Genomic DNA, 22,007 nt, shown 5'->3' with positions numbered 1-22,007 from the left:
CCCGCCCGCGATGACATACAACCAGCAAGTATTCGGCGTGTCTTATAATATGGGGATGAGATCACCGAAGCCGAGAGCGACGTAGCTACGAACGATTCAATTGCCAGTGCCAACACTCCCCGTAGAAGCCCCTGACGTTCCTGTTACTCTAGTTGGACCTCCTCGTATTCGAGGGTCACGTGATACCGGCGAAGCATGATGTCGTACTCACCGACCTCATCTTCAATTCCCTCATAGTTGGAGAACTCCTCCGCGACCAGAATTCCCTGAATCGCCTGATTGTACTCTTTCTGAAGGTCTTCAATGTACTCTCGCAGTTGTTTCGCGGCCTGCGGTCCCGCAATATCTATTTTCGTCTCTATGACCGTGACCTCGTCGTCACTCGGAAGAACGACGAAATCAGCGAATCCCCCGCTCTCAGTCTGATACTCTCGTTCCATCTCCCCGGGGGTGATGTCGAGATTCTCCTGGAACAGTTCGGCGTGATCAGCGATGTGTTCCTGAATGACCTTCTCGCTGAATTCGAAGTCGTACGACTTCGGTTGAATGAGCGGAGCCTCTTCGAGTGCTGTCACTAACTTGTCGAGCGTCTTTTCAGGGTCCTCACTGGGATTCCACTGTTGTAGTGTTCCCGGCAGGTGAGTAGACGAACTCCCCCCCATCTGGAATTTCGCGGGCAACTCGGATTTAGCTACTGGACCCTCGTTATACAGCCATTCCGCGTCTCGATAGAGGATATGCGGGAAATCATCGTCGATGAATGAGTCCCACTTCTGTGGCTCCCCCACTCTGGCAACTCCGCGAAGCACACTCTTCCCGCGAATGTCTTTCTGGCCGTCGACGATCACGATATCACCGGCCCTCATCGGCGTCCGATCCCCGGCAGGCTGCCCCGCGAAGCACTTCAGGATATTCAGTATGTACCCGGGGCCCTGCCCGTAGTGTTCTTCCGCTAAAGCTCGAACTTCATCATCCGGAGCGTCCTGGTAGACAAGTTCTGCAGCCTTAGTCCACCCGATTGAGACGACGTCTTCTTGATCCCAATACGGGAAGAACTCACGGTGCCCCGATTTCAGCAGGTGGTAGTTTGTCAAGCGTAGTCGCCATTCACACGTAACCAATAATATGACTTCGCCATACACTCATCATCTTCTACAACACTCGAAGGAACAATATCTGAAAGAGTGAGATGGGACGAAACGCGATTACCGGAATCGGATTTCTACCTCGCCCTCTTGATCGAGGAGGTTTTCGATCTCCCCCCGAAGTTCACTGATTGGTGCGTCGATGTCCTCGGGGTCAGTCACGACGACGCTCCCGAAGATGTCATCGATATCTACGCTCTCGCGAATCGTTCCATCGTCGTCGTCATCGTCCAGGTCGTCGATTTTGGTTTTTGCCGCGCTCTCGTACGCATCGACGGTTTGGATGTGTTCGATGAGACGGGTGAGTGAAGGGTCCGGATTGATTTGGTCCTTATTCGAGATGTCGAGATCGACCGATCCGTCGCCCTGCCGCTCCGTCAGGTCCGAAAGGGCCGAGTCGAGATCGTTCTCGTCGATGTCGGAGCCGGCGTATGCTTTCACCGAGTCGATGGAGTTTGTGTACGTTTCGTGCCGTTTCTCGTACAGCGCTTCGTAGGTTGCGGTGAAGGCTTCTGCTGCGGCTCGATAGTCCGTCTTGACGTTGTTCCACTGGCTGATGACGCCCTCGGTGTCGAGCGTGTTCTTGACACGGTTGGCGGCGTCGCGTACGTCGTCGCTGATGTCGACGAGGGCGGCGTGATCATCTGCTTCGTCGACGAGCGATTCCCACTCGGTCGTGATGAATCGCTGTATCGTCTCGTACTCCTTCAGACGGTCTTCACCGCCGTTCTCACCGCAGAACTCGGCGACGTCTTTCGCGGTTTTGGTGAGACCTTCGAGTTCGTCCTCGAACTTGACGAACTGCTTGATGCGCTTGGCCGACGTGGGTTGTTGAAGCAGGTTCTTCAGCCGTGTTTGGAACTGCTCGACGTCGTCCGTGAGCGGGAAGTCTACCCGACGAAGCTGCGAGAGGAGTGTGCTGGTGGTCGAGACCCAATTGTTGGCTTCCTCTCGGATGCCTTCGTCGACGGCCTGGTCCGTGGATTTGACCTTTCGGTCGAATAGGCGGTCGAGGAGCTGCTTGGCGTCCGTTCGCGTGTCGATGTCGACAGTCTCGCGCTCGTCGAAAGAGGTGGACTTGAACTTCGTGACCTGGGTGAACAGCTCCTGTGCGCCGTCTTCCGTGTACGTCCCGTAGGTTCGTTCCTTGTACGTCGGGATGATCGAGCCGTTGCGGAAGAGCACGGCCGCGGCGAGCCTGACGACTTCGCGGCTCCACCCATACGGTGGTTCGGCAAAGTGGTCGATCAGGTCGCTTCCAGTACGGGATTCGCCTGCCTTCTCACGGCGTTGGATCTCGTCTTCGACTTCTGAGGAGATGCGGGCTTCGGCGATGAGTTCGCCGTCCTGCACAACACCCAGGTCGGAGAAGACTGACGGGTTCGACGACCCGCTGAGGTCGCCGAAGATCTGCTCGATGTGTCGGTCTTTGACCGTCGCAGAGCCGTGTTTGAAGCTCGTGAACACCTTCGGAATGGCGTTGTCAGTCTTTCGGGCGACGAGTGAGGTAAGCGAGGTGCTCGTGGTGTCGAACTCCTCGGTGTCGCCGTTGTAGATGAGGACTCCGCGCTGGAAGCTGCGTTTGAACTCGCGTTCGACCTCGTTGCGGAGGCGCTGGAGGTCTTCCTGCTTCTGGCCGAGGGCTTCCTGTTCCTCTTGGCTGAGTTCGTTGCCGCGCTTTTCTTTGACGACGGTGTTGATTTGGAAAATCGACTTCAGCTTCTCGTAGATGTCGTGCTGTTTCTCATTGTCGGCGATCCAGTACAGCGTGCCGTCCTCGCTGAAACTCTGCGTTTTCAGACCGTCAGGGTCGAGATCCTCGTATCGCTGGTAGATCGGCGAGTACGTTTTGAGGTCGATGTAGCCCTTCGACGTGATTTCCTCGCCGTCGATGCTCAGGTTCACCTGGAACGTCTTCCCCTGGTAGTTGACGCGGGACGTTTCGTCGAGGATGTCGTTCAGGAAGCGTTTGGACGAGCGCCGAATGTCGCCTGGGCCGACTTCGATGCCCTTGATTTCGTTTTCGAGTTCCCGCTCAGTCTCACGGAGGAACCGGTAGCCTTCTTCGCTCCGCCCGACGTAGCCGGCGTCGACGAGTGCATCCAGCGTCTCTTCGACGTCACCCTCTAGTTGCTGCGTGGGGCCGAGTTCCGTCTGGAGTGATGTCGCAATGTTGTCGGCTGTATTCGGAATCCACGGGAGCTGCTGGAGGAGATAAAGAGACTTGAGGACGCGTCGTGCGATTTCCGGGTCGGCATCTTTCGGTCGCGCCTCGCGGATAGACTTGACGTCACTGCTGGGGATGTCGTTGCTGATCTCGTCGAAGATCATGTCCAGCGTGACGAGTGCCCCGAGTTCGTCGTTGTAGAGGTGGTCCTCGTCCTTGAGGACGCTCTGGGTGACGTCGATCAGTGTGCGTTCACTCCCTGCCAGCTGGTCGTCCGAGCCCTTCCCGAGAGCCTTGAACATCTCCGGGAGGATATCGAGTTGGTAGGGAAGGAACGGGTAGCAGTCGATGAAGTTCTCTTCGTTAATCGGCTTCAGGCTCTGACTGGAGTCGAGTTTGTATCTGGCGGAAAGGATACCCTCGTGCTGGTCATACAGATTGCCGAGGATGCCTCTGAATTCACCTTTTTTGCTGAGGACACGGTCGCGGACGACCTTGTCGAGGTTCTCGGAGGTGAGGTCGAACCGATGCGGGAAGCGGTCGATGACTTTCGACTCCTCGGCTTCTTTCTCCAGGACGCCGGGAATGAGTTGTTGGAGCTGCTCCTGCGAGGTGACTCCGAGGAAGAGCTTACCTTTGCCCTTCTGCCCGAATTCCTCGACGATGCTCTGGAGTTCCAAGAGGAGTTGCCCGTCGTCGCCGATGAACTGCGATATCTCGTCGATGAACACGAAGTACCGACAGTTGTCGCCGGTCTCGGCTTCCCGTTGTTCGACGTAGTCCACGATGTCTTCGGCGAGTGTGGACGCGTTGATCAGAACGTTGTCCTGAACGTCGTCGATCGCCCGAGCCGCATCGTCTTCGTCGTCGAATTCATCGGTGGCCTCGACTAATGCGGTCTCCATGTCGGACCGGACGAACATGGCGTCCTTGCGGGCTTCCGTCCAGTCTTTCCCGGTGTTCGCTTCGATGGCGTCGACGAACTCGTCGTACACGCCGCGCGATTCGAGTTCCTGCTCCATTTGGGCGACCCAGGGCATCGAGGCGTAGCCACGGGAGATGTTGAACTCGCGGTGGATGATCTCCGTGATGGATTCGCTCCCGGATGCGTCGGCTTTCGCGCCGATCTGGAACATCAGCACCTCGGAATCGAACTTCTGGGTGACAGACGAGACCGCTCCGTCGAGCATCTCGTTGCCCTCGATTCGATCCCGGAACATCTCGGCCGCGTGTGTGTCTTCGAATTCGCGGTTTTCGAGGATGTGCCCGAGGATTTTCATGTAGTGGCTCTTCCCCGAGCCGAAGAAGCCGGAGACCCACATCCCGACGTCTTCGGTCTGTGCGTGTTCCGTATCGATGACGGCCTCTAACGCGTCGGAGAAGTGCCGTTCGAGCTGTGGCGTGAGGATGTACTCTTCGAGTTCTTTCTTGACGACGCTCGGGTCGTCGTTATCTACTTTGACGACCCGGTCGATCTTCCGATTGATTGGCCGGTAGAAGATCTCGTGAATCTGGTGGGAGGAGGTAGTATCACTCATGTCCGATCACCCTTGCACGGTAATATGTCCCCTCCGATTCATCGAGGAATCTTAAACTCTTGTCATCGACTTTCGCCGGGTAGCAGAATACGATGGGCGTGTCGTCCGGTGTATTCATTTCTAATTGCCCCATGAGTGTGGAGGCACTGGCGAACGGATACAGAATACCCATCCGGTAGACAATCACAGTGTCAGCGTCTTCAGCCGCCGTTGCGATGGCCGACGCTAACTGTCCCATCTCGCCGTCGTCCAGAAGCGACGATTTCAGTCCGTCGAGTAACTGGTCTCGATCCCGGCGTTCGAGATCGATCACGTTCTCTAGGATGCCGCGGTCTTCGAGGATGCTGAAGACCAGTTCGCGCATATCGACTCCTGCGACGGTTTGGTCGTGATACTCCAGTTTCTCGATGAGGTTTCGAACCTCTTCATCGACTTCGAGTTCGTCATCAGGGTCGTAGGTGAAGACGATGAAGGGAACCCCAGCGCGCTTTCCGACTTCGTCTCTATCGTCTCTGACGAGTCGTTCTACTTCTTCGAGCCGTGCTTGAAAGTCAGAAAGCATCTATTAGGTCTTCTATGCTGTCATGCTTTGTAATTAGTCGTTCTGTCGAGCCGCGCTTCTCATAGCTCACATATTGGGGTGAGATGTCTCGGATCCGGCGCTGGACTTCGGATTCGTTCATCAGGAATAACTTCCAGTCGTCGTGTTCGATGACGTCTGATGCGGACTTCGCTCCCTTCTGGAAGAGCCGGTAGACGACGTACGCAACTGTTTCGTCGGGGACGTAGGTGACGGCGAATTCCTTGCGTTGGGTGCCTTCTAGGAGCCCGTAGTTCCGGAGTGCGGTGAGGTACTTCGTGGCGGCTTCGTTGATCGTCGATTCGGATCGGTCACGCAGGTCGTCATAGTCCTCTTGAATCGATTCGATGAATGTGACGATGTCCGTAGCTTGCACGGAGAGGGTTCCCCGTTCGAATTCAGGATACAGGAAATCGAGGGTGACGAGGCGAATGAACGGATCTTGCGCGAATTCGTAGTAGAGACACCAGTCGGTTACGTCGCTCCGGACATCAGCCGACATGATCTTCATCAGCGGCGTCTCTGTGTATTCCTCTTTATCGGGGATGTGGCGACGTGTGACTTCGCGGAGAATGTTTGTTCGATACTCGTCCGTGTCCTTGTTCAGGATGTTCTCTTCGACGACCCGTCGCTCCAGGTCTTCATATGATTCGCATTCGACGTACGTACGAAGGATACGTTTCGTCTCGTCGATATACGTGCTGTGATGGGCGATCTTCGGGTCGAGACTCGCCGCTGCGTCTGTTTCCTCGCCATCCTTCGGCTTGATATGCTCGTTACTCATATGGATATCTCACGCGCTTTCGGATTTAAGTTCTGACTTGAGGGGGTAGAACGGTATGCAGAGGCGGTCGGTGCTATACCCGTACCCTTGCAGAAGGGTGACCAGCAGCCGCCATTTCTCTGGTTCGATCTCGGACTGTGTGTACCCATCGTCCTCGATACGGAATGAATCACCGGATCCTGGGTCAGTGAGCGAAGTTGATGCTGTTGTAATGTTTGATCCAGTTTGCTCGATGATTCCGTCTGTCCACCCTTCACTCAGCGATTGAACGGAGACGCTCTCAAGGGCTTCCAGGGGCTGGTCATCCGAAACATCGATGTCTTCGATGGCAGCAGAGATACGTGATTCCACTTGCGGGCCGAACGAGAACAGAGAGATAGTATCTGCTGGGAGGTGGTCTGATTCTGCTTTGCGACCGACTTTCGATGCGAGGGTGATTCGAGATTGGAGTTGCGTTTTCGGTGTTACTTCGTCGAGTCGTGCCCGGCCCGTTTTAGACAGGACCCGTGAGTCCCACCAACCTTGGTTGTTCGACTCGCCCACGCGCTCTATCAACAGACGTGAGGCGATTAAGTCAAGAAAGAACTCGTCATCGATACCCGCTGCGTTGAGGACTTCTTTAGTCGAGACGAACGCATCGGCGAGATCAGTTGAGGTCATATTTACATCCACAAGAGGTGGTGGCTTAGAACCAACGCCTCCCGTTTTCTGAAGGGAAAACTGTACGTTCAGCACATCGCGGGTTTAATATCGCCAGACAGAGGTTGGATACTGTATACGATGGGTTCCGGGAATGAGTTGACTGAACTCTACGATTCTCTCTCTGTTCTATACGGATCGGTCCCTTCTGGAGCGGATTTGGAGTGGAAGTTGGCGTTGCGGTCCGTGCTGTACGGTGATGAGTTGCTGGCTGATGAGGCGTCGTGTTACGGGGCTCAGCAGAAGGAGCGGAATTGGGGGAAGCGGAAGGACTACGCGCGGCGACATGGGAATGGGGATCGGGTGACGGAGTTTTCGGCGATTACGGTGGCAGAGCCGCGAGAGGAAGATAGTCGGTATGTCCCGGCGGGTGCGAAGTTACCGATTGCGCCGGAGTCGAGAGAAGTACTTCCAGTAAACGTCTCGTCGGACGGGATTGATCGGGCGATCTCGCTGCTGGCGGAGTTCCCGGCTGAACCGGCAGCTGATCGGCCAGGTGACGGAGTCAATATCTTACTTGATCCTAAACGGGTTCGTCAGGCACGAGGGAACAGGGGGCGTGGAGCGTCTGAAGCTGAAACGACGGTCCTGTTTGTGAGCGATACGCATCTTGGATATGAGAATCGCGAGAAAACGGGTCGAGGAAATACGGTGTCGTGGGTTCGGGAAATTTCCAGCGAGGAGACGTTCAGGCGAATTACGCAGATTGCGATGGAGCGTAGTGTGGACGCAGTCGTTCACACCGGCGATATTCTGGATCATGAAGTGGACCAAGCGACGCTTGATACAACAGAGACGTTCTTGGCGGCGTTGTCTGGCCTGGGAGTCCCGGTGTACTGCATTATCGGATCGCATGATCACGACTCGGCGAATCCGCAGCACCAGGATTCTGTAGACGGGATTGGGTGGCTCAAATCTCAGGTACGGAAAGGGCACCTCACAGAATTATCGACGAACCCAACGCCTGTTGCTGGCGGCCCGGTTGATGCGTACGGGATTCCCGCGGGGAACGTGGGAATCGACGACGTCGGGAAGTTCTACTCTCGGGAGTGGATGCCGTCTGACATCGCATTCGGGGCAGCGTCCCCTGGGCCGAATGTGCTGTGTCTGCACGATGGGTTGACACCGTACCGACGGCACGACGCTGATGTTGATCTGGATCGGCTACTCGCCCAGTCACGGATATCGTTCGATTGCGTGCTAATTGGTGATGAGCACCGTCCAAAGAAGCGGGATTTCGAGAGTGGGTATTCGTTCGAGGCGAGTGATGGAACGCCGGTGTTCTATACCGGACCAGCGATGCGGATTAGCGAGCCGTACCGAGACCACGACGCGTTCGTGACAGAACTAACAGTATCCGTAGACTCTATCGATACCAGGCGGCACAAGCTGTGATCGTATACTCAGGTTGGCTCTGGGGACGATGGGACGTCTAAGGGAAGGAGGAATCCAATCAGGGAACAATTCATTTCGCAAGAGCGATTCAGGAAGTTCTGGGGCACCGAGTGCTATCGCAGCGTGGGCCCCGGTTCTGATGACTCTCTTTATCTGCTTGACGTTCCAGTCTTATGTCAGGGCTTTTTAAATGGCGTAAATGTTAATATAACGCATTATACAGTAAGGGTAATTGTGGCTATCACAAAGCCTGACGAACTCGAGTATGATGAGGACATCTATCGCGAGCTCAGTCCCCGCAGAAAGGAGATCCTCGTCCGGCTTTTCAACTGTCACTGTACGGAAATCGAGTGCCGGCCAATCGGCAAGGGAGCGTTCAGTACTGATCAGCTCCGGAAGATTCTGGCGAGTCGATTATTAGATCAGACGCGACGGTTCCTCGATCACTATCAGACGCTCGCTGATGAGAACGTTCGGACCGATCCGGCCGTCGAATATCTCGCGCAGCTCCAAGATGTCGAGACGGACAAACTCAACGTAAGTTCTCGCTACGAATTACTGCTCTTACTCTATGAGGAGGGATTGGTCGATGAACTTGAGGTGCTCATTGCTCGTTCACGAATCCGTGAGTACGCAGCGATTCGGGGCCGGATTCTTCCGTGTGAGATTGACTTTGAGGCACTAGATGAACGCCTCGATTCGTTCCACGAAAAATGGAACCACGACCTGGACCAGTCGACTCCCATCCGTGTGGAAACCGAGTTTCGAACCGAGTCTGTCTCGACATTCAAACTATACTTAGAGACGGGACCAAAGCACCCTGAGGTCTTCCAATTCCGTCGTGACGACCAATCGGAGCCACCAACGATTCCCGAAGTCACGACGATCGAGATCCACCAGGTCAAAACACAACGCCTCCAAGTCGAACGTCGCGACAGTGAGACTGAGGTCATCCTCACGAAACCGGAAAGCGGATGGCATACTGCTCTAACGCAGTTTTTTGCGACTGTCTTCGGGGTCGAGGACGTGTTCTCAAAGTTAGAAGCGCGTACCTCGGAGGTTGCTGCAGAGGTTGAAGAAGAGATGGTTGAGGCAGTCAAATTAGGGAACGACCCGTTGGCAGCCGCCGCTTCCTGTATTGAGGCGCGAAGTGAAGAGGCTATTGAAGATATCGAGAAGATGGACCTCCCTCTCGAGACGCGAGACGATCTGAAAGACCGCGTACAGACGATCGAGATCAGCGGATCGAATATCACCGACGATCAGTCCATTTCAACGAGCAGATTCCAACTTGTAGCCACTCTTGAGAACTTATTCGGGACAGTTGATGGCCTTGAGGAAGGATTCAGAGACCTGATTCGGAAGGCCGATTCCGAAAAGCAGGCCTTCGTGTTGACCATTAGCAACCGGTCCGTAGAATTCAAAGATGGGACCTGGCAGAGTCTCGGACAGGGCCGACTCCCCTCGCGGGACCAGCGAGCACTGGAAATCTTCTTCGATTCGGCGTGATTCCTATGGATTCTGAGACAATTGCTGGTCTGGACGATCTCATCACCCTCGCGGGTGGAAGTTCCTCGTTCAATGGTGATGATGTTCCTTCTTCAGTACAACATACGAGGTACATCTCTTCAGACATTCGCGAACCTAGTCGGTGTCCTGAATCAGGCTGTTTGGAATTCTGTGACTGGACTCGGCAAGGAGACCGCTTGGAAGGAGAATGCGATGTGGGTCACTCCCATGCAGTCCCTGTTTCTGATCACACGTACCACGAAATCGAATATCAGGCGGTCGTGACAGCGATTGCTGACCACGTAGGATTGGGGGATTGCGAGGTTGACGAGCGACAGATGCCCCGGTATGTTACCGCGACCACCGAAGACGGCATCAATATCTATCTCATCGTCTCTCCGAGCGATTACCGCGGGACAGTGAACACGATCTGTATGGAGACGCTCATCACAGATACTCCCACCTTACTCATTACCCCAGAGGACACCGTTGGGGATCTCTTGGAGATCCAATCGCTGTTCGCTGGTGGGCATCTCATCTATACGATTCCGTTCACCATGCTCACCGAGGACGATCTCATCACGCATCATCTCGCAGCTATCCAATCCATCGAAAAACTGGAGTCCGACCTCACGGCCAACCGCCATTCTGAGGAGACGACCCCGCTCATTACCCGGCTTCGTTCGAATCCGCGGTACATCCTCACAGAATTAAACGAGATGAAACTGCTGCGGTTGAACAATGAGATTGCATCAGGCAAAGGTACTCGACTGGAGAAAGTCGCCGAGGCTGCCTTCTCGCATCTCTTCCCGACATACCCTGATGCAGGTGGAGAGGATGACGTCGGTGAGATTCTGCCCGACACACTCTTTCGCATTAGCGGGATCGTCCCGCCCAAAGAGTACGATACCATCCTTGGTGTCGTGGACACAAAATCGGGGGCCACAGGCAACTTTGGCAGCGAAAAAACCACGGGGAAACACGATGTGTATCTCCGCCGAGCTCGGCGGGAGTCCGTCCCGGCTGACTGGATTGCTCACACGTTCGTGGTCTTAGGATTCGATGGGCAGAAGGAGATCGATTTCCACGACGACATGTATGAGGCCTACGACGAGTACGATGGGTATTTGCTGATACTTACGGCAGACGCGTTGGGCACGATTCTGGCAGCATACCTTTCATTTGTCGTCTCCAATGACCTCCGTTTGATGCAAAGTGACTTCCGGAAAGCCATCTACCCGCTCTTTCACAAACCGATGTTCAATAGTAGCCCGCTGAGCGATATCACACGCGAGGTCGGGCGGAATGAGGAGGAATACGATTCTGAATACAAGAAGCGTCCGGAGTTACTGATCGTTACCCGCGAGGTTGTTCTTGCGCAACTTGAGCGGTGTCTCGATATGGACGGAGACATCGAGCGGATTCTGGAAGGATACTATCAGCCCGAACTTTTTCCACCAGCATAGCGAACAGGCTAATAGGTGACTTCGAATCGATCGTCATAGATGAATACCTCATCTCCGATGCCGGCCCGTTGTTTGGTTCTTGTCCAGAAGCCGAACCGGCGCGTGTAGGTAGACGCACTCGAATAGCCGTGGGCTGCATCGAGATCTCTTTGGTGAGCGGTTTGTCATTCTCCTTTGTGAAGGGCGAAGTGCGTGGAGGAGGTCCTCATCGGAGTAGGTTACGCTGGGGGTGCTCTAGGCCCGTTCGATGACGGGAAGGCCTGCAGCGTTTTTCGCTTCGTTCCATGATCCAAACCGTCTCTCGAATGTCGTATGATTGGGTGGTCATCGGCGTTCTCAACATCACGGATTGTCGACGGTTGGTCGACGCTCGCAGCAAGTTCATCCAGCATCTTACATACTTCCGTATCAGAATACGTTATGGGCGTCTCGTCGGCGTCGACCGTTTCGAGACCGACAGCGGGCTTGGCCTTATTCGATTATCCGAAGCGACAATTGTACGTCATCCCTGAGAGGCAGATCTCTGATGCATTACCGCTTTGGATCAAACTCTACCCACCTCCTGTCAGGAACAGTGTACCGGTGTCGGTGCGGAGCCCTTCTACAAGTCGTCACCTAGTGACTGCTAACTATATCGAACCGGATGAGGTTATACACCGCAATTTTTGAAAGCAATCAGGCATATGTTGCAGGATTATTGTAGAGGCCGGAGCCGTTCGAGAAACCGGGGTTTCCCGAACATCTGAGATAGAACTAAGTTTAGTCCTGTTCTTAGGCCTATACAGAGAATGCCAAAAACACGAGTCAGTCAGGGGTCGAATGGGCAGTACAAGGTCACGGTGCCGAAGGGCATCGCCGAAGCGATGGATCTCGACGGAAAGCGTCTTGACTGGAAAGTGAAGTCGGGAAGCACCCTAGAGGTGTCTGTGGTCGATGAGTAGCGTTATCGGGTACACCAGGCTCTCCCAAGAATCGGATACGTCCCTCGACCGCCAGAAACGCCACATCCGCGAGTATGTCGACGAGAACGGCCTGACGCTGGAAACCATCTACGACGACGGCGAACAATCCTCCGGCTTCGACGAGAGTCGCGAGGAGTACCAGACGGTTCGGGAGCGCGTGAAGTCCGGAGAGATTGCGGCGGTCATCGTCAACGACAAACGCCGCCTCGCCCGCGACTTCGACGAGACGATGCGTCTCGTCCTTGACCTTCGCGAACACGACGTCGAAGCACACACCTTCCAGGAGGGGAAGCTGGACTTGTCCGACCCGGTGCAGGCGGCCGTGGAGGTCCTCCAAGCCGCCAGTGAACACGAAGCGAAGAAGAAGGAGATCCAGCGGGCCCGTGAGGCCGTCCAAGAACGCATCGACAATGGCTACGACCATGGACGGCCTCCCATTGGGTTTCGATTCGACGAGGCGGGTGAGCAGTGGGTTCCGGACCGTGAGGGGCGTTTCGCAGATGTCGTCGAGGCCATCCAGATGGTCGATGACGGAGCAACGTACCGGGATGTTCAAGAGCAGCTAGGTATCGCACCTTCGACGATGTCCGGGATACTGGAGCACCGTGAGCGGTACCTCCAGAGAAGCGAGAACCCATGACAGGGAGTATCTCCTTGGACCTCAATCCAGAGAAAGCCTTTGAGGAGGCAGGGCTCGTATGAACTCCCTCACTCCATACGAGAGCGATTCCCCATGACAGCTGACGATGACGAGACACTGCGCTTCCTCTGCATGGGAGACAATCACGGCGACGTAACCTCCATGGAACGGGTCGTAGATGGGACGGATGGCGAGGAATTCGACTTCGTCATTCACGTCGGCGATATCACGAACGCGTGGTTCGACGGCGTCGACGAAGGCCGTGAGCAGCTCGAGGCGATCACGCCGCAGTTCGAGGCCCTCAACGAGCGGGGAGAACTCCTCTACATCTGGGGGAACCGTGATGGGGCAATCGGCCCGGAACGGCCGTTCCAAGACTACGACCTGCCAGGGACGTTCATCCCCGAAGATGACGTGATCACCGTTGCTGGAGAAACGTTCACCCAGGATGTCGAGCTCGTCGAAGACGACACAATCCTCGTCACCCACTACTGGTATCCCGAGCTACTGGACCACTTCGCGGGCAAAGCGTACTTCTCGGGCCATATACACACGGGCCGATACAAGAACAAGGCACTCAACACGGCGTTTCTCTACCGAACGGCAGACCATGGTGCCGATGCGCTTCTCGGCGCGTACTTCGTTGTCGAGATCGCGCCTGACGGAGCGTGGAAGATTGACTTCCGAAACATCGGGAAGGTCCGGAAAGGGATCTGCCCCAGGCATCAAGCACTGGGCGTGCAGTTCGTCCCCGACTACTGGCGGAAGGACTGCCAGTTCTGCTACGACGAGGACGAGTTCTACAGTGAGGTCGCCCGCTCTGCACTCTACGGATTGGGGACGGTACTAGAGGAAGCCGATGTTGAGGAAGTAGTCGAGTTTGCAGCGTCGTCGTACGGAGCGACGCCGCCGTCGTTCGAGTCGAAGCTGCGAGGGTTCTTGGACGACCGGTTAGCGGATAAGCAATCTGACGCGGGGCGAAGCGACTGAGGATATGTCCTTCTGACTGCGGCGTCGCAAGCGACTCCGATTACGAATAGCCGTCGTTGAACTCGTGTTCCCGCCGCATCAGCTCCTCGTCACTGTGCTCAAGGACGCCGCGCCCCATGCGTTCACTCACATTTTCCGGACGGCCGTAACTACATCCCAGTTCCGTCGCGTGGCCTCCATCCCGAGTACCTTCCCGGCGTCCGTAAACCGACCGTCTCCAAGTGCGTCCTTGTCGAGTTCGCTGTAGACCTCGCGTCCGCTTACCACGAAGGACTCCGCCTCGTTCTGTGCGTCCAGGAGGGCTTCGACCTGCTCGTCTGTCGGCTCCACGTGGAGGAAGGTGACGTAGTGTTTGATGCCATCCTCCGCAGAAACGTCGAAGGGCTGCCCGGTCACGACGTCCTGGAGCTCCGTCCCTGTCCTGATCATCACGGAGATGTCGTAACCGAACACATCCTCAATCGCGTCCTGGATGTCCTCGCGGAGCGCTTTTTCGTCGGATTCCGAGGCCTCGAACACGACGTTGCCGCTCTGGATGTACGTCTCGACGTCGTCGTAGCCGAGCGACTCGAAGAGCGCTCGCAACTCGGTCATCTTCATCCGGTTGTGGGCGCCAACGTTGATCCCGCGGAGGAACGCGATGTACGTCGTCATGGGTCAATGACTATTCTACACATAGAGAGGCCATAGAACCCCACGCTTGCCCGGGATACGTGAGTCACGAACTGCGTCGCGTCTCCATATCAGCCGCCGACATATCGCGCGCCAGAACGACACGACATCTCGACGCACTCATCGACGTTGGGCTCGTCGAGAATCGAAAACGGAAGCAACCCGACACCGAAGGCCTCTACTCGTACTATCGGGTCACCTCGCTCGGGGAAGGGATTCTCGAACACGGCGTCCGCGAACTGATGCGCGAGGAGTGGGACCTCCTCGACGCCTATAGCGACTAACAGGATCGTGTATTTTCGTCCCTGAAGGCGCTCACTCGGAAGTTTCTCGTGTTATCATCACACACCAGCTTTCCAGTGGCGTTCGTTGAGGGTGCTTACGAGGTGGCGTGATCGAAGTAACGATGATGAGGGCGAATCGGCTATCGGCGTTCGGGTGGCATTTTAGGTATCGGTAGTGAATATCGAGGTATGACCGCGTCAGACTCGTCGAATGGGACGGAGTCCTCTGACGATGATTCGACGGACACTCGCTCGATTGATTTTTCGTCGTATAATCTCCCGACAGATCTCACCGCGTTTCAGGTCCACCTCCTCTGGCTGATCTACCGACTCGGGCCGGCAGAGGGGGTGGACCTCCAAGACGCACTCGAGGAGCTTTACCCGGAAGACATCAATCATGGGCGGCTGTATCCGAGTCTCGATCGAATGGTTGACTCTATGTTGGTCAACAAGCAGACGAAGGAAAGCGACAATCGGCGGAAAGAGTACACGCTTACGGGTCGGGGCGAATGGGTTGTCGAGGAGTATTGCGACTTCATTGATGAAATGGTCGGGCTGGGCAATACCTGAAAACGACCAACGATGAGGTAGAGGCGGAATTATGTGGAGTCGTGAATTGGCTCGGGGATTCCGACCGCGGTAAACCGGACGTCGACGGTGCCACAGGATGCGCAGTCATCGACAAACGCACAGACCTGTAGCGAGGTTTCCATCTCCTGAATGGCCCCGCACACGCTGCATTCGTACGATGTGACGAACTGGAACGCGGCGGAGTCCTCATCGTGATCGGAGCGATTCCGACTCGATGCAGCAGTCGGCGTTTGTTGGTAATCGGTCATCGATGTCGACGAACCCTCCGAGCGAGTCCTATCCCCTCCAGTCGGTGGGTGCCATGCATCGTTGGGAAGTGCGTCATACACCTGTGACGGGCCCCTGTGACCGTCATCGACTGGATCACGTTCAACTGGACCCACGCCGGCGTCCGTGTCTTGGCTGGCGAGATCGTCGCCCTCACCAACGTCGCTCTGTGCATTGGGTGACGCAGACGAGTTCGTCGGTGGGAAGTTCGTCGGCGTCACTGCGATCTCGAGGTATTCGGACTGACCATGAAGCTGACCGTCGATGCCAGCCGCGAGTTCCGCGAGTGATTCAGCAACTGCTCTTTCAGTGGGCTCACACTGACTCATATCGAGGAGCCAGTCACGAAGGGCGGTTGCAGTGTTGAGCTTGAGTCTGAACGAAGGGTCTGTTGCCATTGGCTACGCTGCCTCCACGCAACTGAGGGGAACAGAAACCTGCCCAGATCTGGGCCTCGTTTAGTTCGACCCCAGCTGAAATATGGCGGTCATTCAGGTGTTGTCAATGAGGTTGTGGCTGCCGGCTGACCGGAGGGAAGCCGGGAGCGGAGGGTGGGGAGGTGGGGCGTTACCGGGAGGTGGTCACGAGAAAAAGAGGGTTTTCGAGAGCCCGTTACCGCAGTCGGATGCGGCCGCGTTCGAGGACTGCGCCCGGATCATCGCTTCCGTGCCTGCCCACGTAGGCGTCGTGCAGCGCCTGCGAGTACCGGCTGACTCGACTTTTCGAGGTATCGACGACGGTGCTCGCCGCCTCAGCCACCTGCGCCTGGGTCACGACCTTCCCGTCAGTGAGCCGATCCGCCGCGTAGACGGCCGCCGCACCCATCGTCAGGCGCGACGTCCCCGGCCCAACCGGCTCATCGTCGGCGATCTTCAGGAGGTGGTCACCGAGTTCCCGCAACTCCAGACATGTCTGCACGTCGAGGACGTCGTCAAGCGCAACGAGCACATCGTCGACGACTCCCTCTCGCGCCGGGGGCACGTCCAGGCCGAGCTCACACCGCAGCTTCCGCGCTGCCGCGCTCACTCGCTCGTACGGGGACTTCGTGTACTGCACGACTTCGTCACACGACCGGGGGAAGCCGGCTTGGTTCGCTGCGAGCAGCACCGCCCCGCCAGCGAGCGCCTCCCAGGACATCCGCCCACCGGGCAGGCGCGCGTCGGCCGCTTGCTTCAAGAACAACCCCGCGTCCTCGGCCACGAACCCCGGAAGTGCTAGATTCCCGGTGATCGACTCGATGTCGCGGAAGCCCTCGTTGAGCCGAATCGCGCGCTTGTCCTCGACCTGGAAGCGCTTGTGCCGCTGGCGCAACCGCTCGAATTTGTCCATCTGTTCGCTCGACAGTGAGTTTCCGTACCCGTCACTGCCGAGGAAGAACGTCGTATGAAGACCCTTGTCGATCCGCAGTGGGTTGATCGATTCGCAGCTCCACTCCGTGGGACCGCTCCCGTCTGACGGCCCGTGCACGCCCCGCGTCGGTCGGTGATCGACGTGCTCCGCTGAAACGATGAGGCCACAGTCCACACAGAACGACTCATTATCGGCAGTGATCACCCGGCCATCGCACTCGACGCACGTCGACGCCTGGGCTGGCTCGTGCTCGACGACCGACTCCTCGGACGCCTCGCTGTTCTTGGATTCCTGTTCGACCGAAGATTCATACCGCACAAAGCTCGTACTTGACATTGGAGTTCCTAGTACTCCTGAAGGCGCTCACGCGCCCGACACCGCGATGTTCCAGCATCGCGGTTTTCCGACGACAACGACCGACAGACTCGTCTGCGCGCTCTCGCTCGCGCCTTCGCGAGCGCCCTATGGGCGCGAGCGAGAGCGCGCCTCAGGAGGCCCACTAACCAGCACCGCGCGCCGACCCGCCCGAAGCGAGCGGCCAGCTTTAAGCCGTTTCTCGTGTCCGGCCCGGACTGCGGGTCCGTGTCCAGGGCGACGGTCGTGAGCACGGCGAGCCGTGGTGTGGCTCGCCGCGCGGAACGGCCCAAAGCACTGGAACGCGAAAGCCCGCGGGGGGCGAAACCGAAAACGCGCTTAAAGCTGGCGTCGAGACCAGATGCACTTTAGCCCGGCAGGACCCGCACCCACTGGAGCGGAAGCCCGCCCGGAATGGTCGGTCGCGAGCGACGCGGAGGGCGGCAGCGGCGAGCGGGGCGGGCCGTGTCGAACCACCTGTTCGGCCGGACTTGACGCTCGGTGACCCAGCCGATATCCTGGCGGACTCAGAAAGGGCGAGACCGTCTCGGCCGTCCCCCGACCCCGCTAGCACCGAGTGAAAACGAGGAGCGCAGCGTGGGTCGCGGGATGCCGAGCGGCCGAGGGCTTTCGATGGTTGTACGCGTCGCGGTATCGGTTGAAGACTCGAAGACCAGTACGGATGTCGAGACCGACTTAACCAACAACTGCTGGTGGCCGAATGGCTGCGTTGGTTAATGCTTCAGCTCGGCCGACCGTATCACGCTCATCTCCACCGCTTCCCCGTGCTTTCACTGAAGAGAACGGCACTGAGTGTCCGGATATACTTGTACAGCGGGGTAGTACCGACCGGTATGACGGGCGAGGACGAGCCGGTGCACCACTGTTCGTTGGCCGAGTCAGTGGATCTCCTCGAAGCGCTTGCAGCCGCTGAGATCGAACATCTCGATGTCGACGAACTCCGGACGATCGTGATCTATCGGCAATCGATTCTCATGGTCATCGCCAGAGAGGGGCAGGCAACGGCTGCACGAGAGTTCGACGTCGAATTCTGGAAGGAGTCACCCGAAGACCCGGATCAGAATCCTGAACAGATCCTCGCCGCGTTTATCGATGAACTGGTCGCGGTCACGGACACACCTCGCCACCGAGGCCGCTGTCAAGCCGATTAGTACGATCGTCTGGCGGTCGACCCACTTTCAGCTGCTCCGCTCGAGGTTTACAAACACTGATAAAGCCGGATTGCAATACATCGCCTCTTGAGACTGGATTCGCCCCCTGTACCGCCGACAGCTGTTCACGCCCACTTGCGAAGATGTCCAAGACTGGAGAGCGTCTTCTGGTAGACCCAGTAGGCGAACGCGCCCATGAAGAGCGCGCTGTACAGGCTCATGAGATAGAACGAGGATTGGGCTTCAGTGAAGGAGTTAAGCAAAGTGACGGCGCTGCGGCTGCCAGCAGCGAACGCAGTGATGAGTGGTTCAGTACCACCGGTCACGAAGAAGACACCGTAGCCCAAGACGGCAAGCACGAGGCTACAGAGGAGGGCGGCTGAAAGGAGGACCAGAAAGAGAAGGAATCGTCCGGTATCAGTGGCTGTATCGCGGAGCATGGATACTGCTCGGGCTTGGAGCCGGGTGAGTTGCATATTCCGCCGTTTCGTACGCAAGTAGAAATACTCTGGGTCGCTGGTTTAGCACACGGTCTACGCGGCTGCTGATAAGGGATCACTACGGGGATGCGTCCAGCACAGTGGTTACGACAGAGTACTGTGAAAACGAAATTGGACCATCAGATCGTGACTGTGGGTATCATACCCTAGCTACAGTTAATACAGCTGCCACGCTGACCTGTAAGTGACGTCCGACACGAAATCCGAAGTTGGAGAATTCTGCACGATGATGAACACGCACCTCAAACCGCGGCTTGCTCGTTCTCGCTTAGCCGCGGCTCGCGTGTTCAGCGACTATCTACAAGATCAGCGTGCGGAGAGCCCGGACAAGAATCGTTGGACGTGCGTCGCCGTCGAACACAAGAGTGCGACGCGCTCCGGCGATCTCCGGACACTCTCACCCGCATAACCCGGCTCCCACGCGGACTACCCGTCCGGGGCTGGGGAACACGGGATTGTCGCCTGCCTTCATCCAGGAGCCCCTCTGCTTCCCAGCGCCAAGCGAGTGGACTGGATGAGGCTCGCGGCACTATTGGTCTGCGTTCGTCCCTGACAATAGGACGAACGGGCGGCTCTGTGCGCGCTGAGCGCACTACGAGTCGCTAGTACGCATCCCCCGCAGCGTTAGCTGCGGCTACGTCGAGCCCCGGAGTCTCCGTTGGCGAGGGACGCCGGACTTTGAATCCGGAGGTCGCCGGTTCGATTCCGGCCGGGGCGACTGCATGCCGACGTGTTGTAATTCGGCGATCATACGGTCCTGTCACGGCCGTGATCCGGGTTCAAATCCCGGCGTCGGCGTGGACGCGTGGCGTGGCCACGTGGGGATACTCATCGAGGTAGGCACACGCCGCCGGCGCGATCATCAGGTCGTTCCGGCGGTGACGGGCCCAGCAGGGTCTGCAACCTACATGGTCCGGTGTGGTATTCCCGGGATTCCCCGAAGTACGCCCCCGTGATGAGACGCGCAATCGGGACTGCTCGGTCGCGGTTGCGCAGTCGGAACCAGTTGTACAGAGAGATGAACAACTGCCGAACGCTCGGCAGTCCATGTGAGCCGATAGTCCAGCGGACGACGGTCTGTGCCTTGGGTGTACAGGACCGAGGTTCGAATCCTCATCGGCTCAGAGTGCCGTGTCTGGGGAACGGTGACCCCACTGGCCTGCTACGCCAGCCCCGGCAACGGGTTCCCGGTTCGACTCCGGGACATGGCGTGGTGAGACATGCGGATAGGTGACCGCGCTCGGTTTGAAACCGAGAGCCGAGAGGCTTCGGAGTTCGACTCTCCGTCTCACCGCTGGCGGGATTTCCCTAGCCCGGCCAAGGGACCGCGTTGGAAGCGCGGCGTCCGCAAGGCACGAGTGTTCAAATCACTCTCCCGCCGTGACAGGGGATGTGGTCCAATGGTACGACGCCTGCCTCCAGAGCAGGAGATGGCTGTTCGAATCAGTCCGTCCCCACTCCGCGGTAGCCAACGGCGGCGAGCGTACGACCTCGCACCGTAGGGATTCACGAGACTGAATCCCGCTCGCGGAATTGACTGTGCCGCCATGCCAGAGTGGTCAAACGGACACGGTCGAGGGCCGTGTGGTTAGTCCTTCCCAGGTTCGAATCCTGGTGGCGGCATGCCGGTTACTGTACCGGCAGACGATGCTCTGCATTCTGTGTCGCCGTACCCAAGTGGTCAACGGGAAGCGGCTCAGACCCGCTGGCGTAGGTCCTTCCGAGGTTCGAATCCTCGCGGCGACACTCCTCCCCGTGGTCTAGCGGCGACGACACCTCTCTGTAGAAGAGGAGACGCACGTTCGAGTCGTGCCGGGGAGACTGCGGGACGGTGGAAGAGCCAGGCATTCACACTCTTGCCGAGTTTTCACCGGAGACCCGGTGCGACGGTGAGAGTTCCTTCGTCTCACCTTTAAAGAGAACACGCAGGTTCGAATCCTGCCCGTCCCACTGGCCGATGACCCTTCGCGGGCGAGGCCACACCTGCTCCAGTGGAGTAGCGGCCAAACTCACGGCCCTCTCACGGCCGAGCCCCCGGTTCGAATCCGGGCTGGAGCATGTGGGCCCGGAGCCTATGAGGACAGGCGAGCGGCTTTTAACCGCAGGATAGCGGGTTCGAATCCCGTCGGGCCCTCTCGGTGCCTGGGAGACCCCCCAGGTGGGGGTGCCGGGCTGTTACCCCGGTTGCGGGAGGTTCGAGTCCTTCCCCAGGCGCTCGGATCCACTGGTTCCATGCAGTCATGCTCCCGGAGTCTCCGTTGGCGAGGGACGCTAGCCTTTCAAGCTGGAGGTCGGGGGTTCGATTCCCCTCGGGAGCACTCGGGACTGGCAGTGGACAGCGGCGATCCTGTGCCGTACCATTGAGGTAGCGACGCAGATCGGTGACGCATCCACTGTCAGTTCCCATCAGCGGGTGGTCGGCGAGACGGTGCGTTTCTTCGCCCGCAAGGCCCACACCGGGAGTCATAGCCCGTCGCGCCGTCAGTTTCTCGACCACCCGTGGCGACCGTCGATTCGGAGCGTTGCTTCGCCAGGAACTCGCAGGTTCAAATCCTGTCGGTGGCTACCAGACCATCGAGAACATCCCGGACAAAGAGAGCACGTGGGTGCTCTCGACACCGGATCCCGCTCCGACAGTGTTCCGGTCGCCGTCACTCATTCCGTGGCCGTCGAGGTGGAGCCATACTTCGCCTCAGGAGCCGGAAGTCCGGGTTCGAATCCCGGCGGTGGAATCCGTTCGTCCACCGTAGTGTAATCTGGCAGCACGCTGTCCAGGCTCCAGCAGTTTTCCGGCCACGTCTATGTCCCCGTAGCTCAGGCAGGACAGAGCACCGGCCTTCGAAGCCGGGTGCCGCACGTTCAAATCGTGTCGGGGACGTTCGCTGCTCGCACCACGAGTGAGCAGCACCGGTATCGGAGTCGCCTGTTGCGGCTCCGAGTGA

General features: G+C 57.6%; 17 protein-coding genes, 13 tRNA genes and 2 pseudogenes. 21 read left to right on the top strand and 11 right to left on the bottom strand.

The genetic code is table 11. The features are described from left to right. Positions 1–143: 143 nt before the first annotated feature. The 5 genes from CPZ00_RS05690 to CPZ00_RS15320 form a co-directional block, all read right to left on the bottom strand. Positions 144–1,094, bottom strand: coding sequence for an endonuclease NucS domain-containing protein (locus tag CPZ00_RS05690; protein WP_096390021.1), 951 nt, complete (start codon positions 1,092–1,094; stop codon positions 144–146). A 111-nt stretch (positions 1,095–1,205) separates the two neighbouring features. Further along, positions 1,206–4,850 (bottom strand): BREX system P-loop protein BrxC, encoded by a 3,645-nt coding sequence (gene brxC, locus CPZ00_RS05685; protein WP_096390020.1) that lies wholly within the window; start codon positions 4,848–4,850, stop codon positions 1,206–1,208. After that, positions 4,843–5,412 (bottom strand): BREX protein BrxB domain-containing protein, encoded by a 570-nt coding sequence (locus CPZ00_RS05680; protein WP_096390019.1) that lies wholly within the window; start codon positions 5,410–5,412, stop codon positions 4,843–4,845. The genes brxC and CPZ00_RS05680 overlap by 8 nt, the downstream gene beginning before the upstream one ends. After that, on the bottom strand, positions 5,402–6,214 hold the full coding sequence (locus CPZ00_RS05675; RefSeq protein WP_096390018.1) for a BrxA family protein: 813 nt from the start codon (positions 6,212–6,214) through the stop codon (positions 5,402–5,404). Before CPZ00_RS05675 ends, CPZ00_RS05680 begins: the two co-directional genes overlap by 11 nt. Before the next feature lie 9 nt (positions 6,215–6,223). Then, complete coding sequence (locus CPZ00_RS15320) at positions 6,224–6,874, bottom strand: BrxE family protein (protein ID WP_157744192.1); 651 nt, start codon at positions 6,872–6,874, stop codon at positions 6,224–6,226. Positions 6,875–7,099: 225 nt separating this feature from the next. On the opposite strand from CPZ00_RS15320, the gene CPZ00_RS05670 reads away from it, so the two are divergent. The 3 genes from CPZ00_RS05670 to CPZ00_RS05655 all read left to right on the top strand — a co-directional run bounded on the left by CPZ00_RS05670 (position 7,100) and on the right by CPZ00_RS05655 (position 11,283). After that, positions 7,100–8,308, top strand: coding sequence for a metallophosphoesterase family protein (locus CPZ00_RS05670; RefSeq protein ID WP_233255142.1), 1,209 nt, complete (start codon positions 7,100–7,102; stop codon positions 8,306–8,308). Between the two features lie 234 nt (positions 8,309–8,542). Continuing rightward, positions 8,543–9,817, top strand: a complete 1,275-nt coding sequence (locus CPZ00_RS05665) for a hypothetical protein (protein ID WP_096390016.1) — start codon at positions 8,543–8,545, stop codon at positions 9,815–9,817. 215 nt (positions 9,818–10,032) lie between these two features. Continuing rightward, positions 10,033–11,283 (top strand): hypothetical protein, encoded by a 1,251-nt coding sequence (locus tag CPZ00_RS05655; protein ID WP_157744191.1) that lies wholly within the window; start codon positions 10,033–10,035, stop codon positions 11,281–11,283. 8 nt (positions 11,284–11,291) lie between these two features. Here the strand turns inward: CPZ00_RS05655 and CPZ00_RS16130 are convergent. Together CPZ00_RS16130 and CPZ00_RS16125 are read right to left on the bottom strand one after the other, a co-directional pair. Further along, a pseudogene (locus tag CPZ00_RS16130) lies at positions 11,292–11,426 on the bottom strand (hypothetical protein); the annotation flags it as partial. 91 nt (positions 11,427–11,517) lie between these two features. Further along, a pseudogene (locus CPZ00_RS16125) lies at positions 11,518–11,598 on the bottom strand (homing endonuclease associated repeat-containing protein); the annotation flags it as partial. Between the two features lie 618 nt (positions 11,599–12,216). Between CPZ00_RS16125 and CPZ00_RS05650 the strand changes: the two are divergent. Next, entirely contained in the window at positions 12,217–12,885 is a 669-nt protein-coding gene (locus CPZ00_RS05650) for a recombinase family protein (protein ID WP_096390013.1), read from the top strand. Between the two features lie 93 nt (positions 12,886–12,978). Next, entirely contained in the window at positions 12,979–13,875 is an 897-nt protein-coding gene (locus tag CPZ00_RS05645; RefSeq protein WP_096390012.1) for a metallophosphoesterase family protein, read from the top strand. A 126-nt stretch (positions 13,876–14,001) separates the two neighbouring features. Here CPZ00_RS05645 and CPZ00_RS05640 read toward each other — a convergent pair whose 3' ends face one another. Then, entirely contained in the window at positions 14,002–14,529 is a 528-nt protein-coding gene (locus CPZ00_RS05640; protein ID WP_096390011.1) for a DUF1697 domain-containing protein, read from the bottom strand. Positions 14,530–14,588: 59 nt separating this feature from the next. Here CPZ00_RS05640 and CPZ00_RS05635 point away from each other — a divergent pair, with 59 nt between their 5' ends. Both CPZ00_RS05635 and CPZ00_RS05630 read left to right on the top strand, forming a co-directional pair. Continuing rightward, positions 14,589–14,831 carry a hypothetical protein gene (locus tag CPZ00_RS05635; protein WP_199243397.1) on the top strand — a complete coding sequence of 81 codons (243 nt, stop codon included), beginning with the start codon at positions 14,589–14,591 and terminating at the stop codon, positions 14,829–14,831. Between the two features lie 189 nt (positions 14,832–15,020). Next, positions 15,021–15,401, top strand: coding sequence for a helix-turn-helix transcriptional regulator (locus CPZ00_RS05630; protein WP_096390010.1), 381 nt, complete (start codon positions 15,021–15,023; stop codon positions 15,399–15,401). Between the two features lie 29 nt (positions 15,402–15,430). On the opposite strand, the gene CPZ00_RS15315 is transcribed toward CPZ00_RS05630, so the two are convergent. Next, entirely contained in the window at positions 15,431–16,087 is a 657-nt protein-coding gene (locus CPZ00_RS15315; RefSeq protein WP_157744190.1) for a hypothetical protein, read from the bottom strand. A gap of 214 nt (positions 16,088–16,301) precedes the next feature. Next, positions 16,302–17,018, bottom strand: a complete 717-nt coding sequence (locus CPZ00_RS05620) for a transcription initiation factor IIB family protein (protein WP_233255141.1) — start codon at positions 17,016–17,018, stop codon at positions 16,302–16,304. A gap of 1,229 nt (positions 17,019–18,247) precedes the next feature. Between CPZ00_RS05620 and CPZ00_RS05610 the strand changes: the two genes are divergently transcribed. Beyond that, positions 18,248–18,565 carry a hypothetical protein gene (locus CPZ00_RS05610; protein ID WP_096390007.1) on the top strand — a complete coding sequence of 106 codons (318 nt, stop codon included), beginning with the start codon at positions 18,248–18,250 and terminating at the stop codon, positions 18,563–18,565. Positions 18,566–18,690: 125 nt separating this feature from the next. On the opposite strand, the gene CPZ00_RS05605 is transcribed toward CPZ00_RS05610, so the two are convergent. Beyond that, positions 18,691–19,041 carry a hypothetical protein gene (locus tag CPZ00_RS05605; protein ID WP_096390006.1) on the bottom strand — a complete coding sequence of 117 codons (351 nt, stop codon included), beginning with the start codon at positions 19,039–19,041 and terminating at the stop codon, positions 18,691–18,693. Positions 19,042–19,707: 666 nt separating this feature from the next. Here CPZ00_RS05605 and CPZ00_RS05600 point away from each other — a divergent pair. The 13 genes from CPZ00_RS05600 (at position 19,708) to CPZ00_RS05540 (ending at position 21,943) form a co-directional block, all read left to right on the top strand. Further along, positions 19,708–19,783, top strand: a tRNA-Gln gene (locus CPZ00_RS05600). A gap of 6 nt (positions 19,784–19,789) precedes the next feature. Continuing rightward, a tRNA-Asp gene (locus tag CPZ00_RS05595) sits at positions 19,790–19,863 on the top strand. A 253-nt stretch (positions 19,864–20,116) separates the two neighbouring features. Next, positions 20,117–20,189: transfer RNA gene (locus CPZ00_RS05590), tRNA-Pro, on the top strand. A 172-nt stretch (positions 20,190–20,361) separates the two neighbouring features. Beyond that, positions 20,362–20,446: transfer RNA gene (locus tag CPZ00_RS05585), tRNA-Ser, on the top strand. 5 nt (positions 20,447–20,451) lie between these two features. Further along, a tRNA-Trp gene (locus CPZ00_RS05580) sits at positions 20,452–20,522 on the top strand. Positions 20,523–20,606: 84 nt separating this feature from the next. Then, positions 20,607–20,688: transfer RNA gene (locus tag CPZ00_RS05575), tRNA-Leu, on the top strand. A gap of 40 nt (positions 20,689–20,728) precedes the next feature. Beyond that, positions 20,729–20,811: transfer RNA gene (locus CPZ00_RS05570), tRNA-Leu, on the top strand. A gap of 79 nt (positions 20,812–20,890) precedes the next feature. Then, positions 20,891–21,015, top strand: a tRNA-OTHER gene (locus CPZ00_RS15310). A 35-nt stretch (positions 21,016–21,050) separates the two neighbouring features. Next, positions 21,051–21,123 (top strand) — tRNA-Glu (locus tag CPZ00_RS05560). Positions 21,124–21,126: 3 nt separating this feature from the next. Next, positions 21,127–21,199 (top strand) — tRNA-Lys (locus tag CPZ00_RS05555). Between the two features lie 6 nt (positions 21,200–21,205). Further along, positions 21,206–21,279 (top strand) — tRNA-Asn (locus tag CPZ00_RS05550). Positions 21,280–21,307: 28 nt separating this feature from the next. Next, positions 21,308–21,383 (top strand) — tRNA-Glu (locus tag CPZ00_RS05545). A gap of 485 nt (positions 21,384–21,868) precedes the next feature. Then, positions 21,869–21,943, top strand: a tRNA-Arg gene (locus CPZ00_RS05540). Positions 21,944–22,007 lie beyond the last annotated feature (64 nt).

The organism is Halopenitus persicus, from assembly GCF_002355635.1.
Lineage (GTDB): Archaea > Halobacteriota > Halobacteria > Halobacteriales > Haloferacaceae > Halopenitus > Halopenitus persicus_A.
Note: the sequence above shows the minus strand (reverse complement) of the source record. Positions and strands in the feature narration are given on the sequence as shown.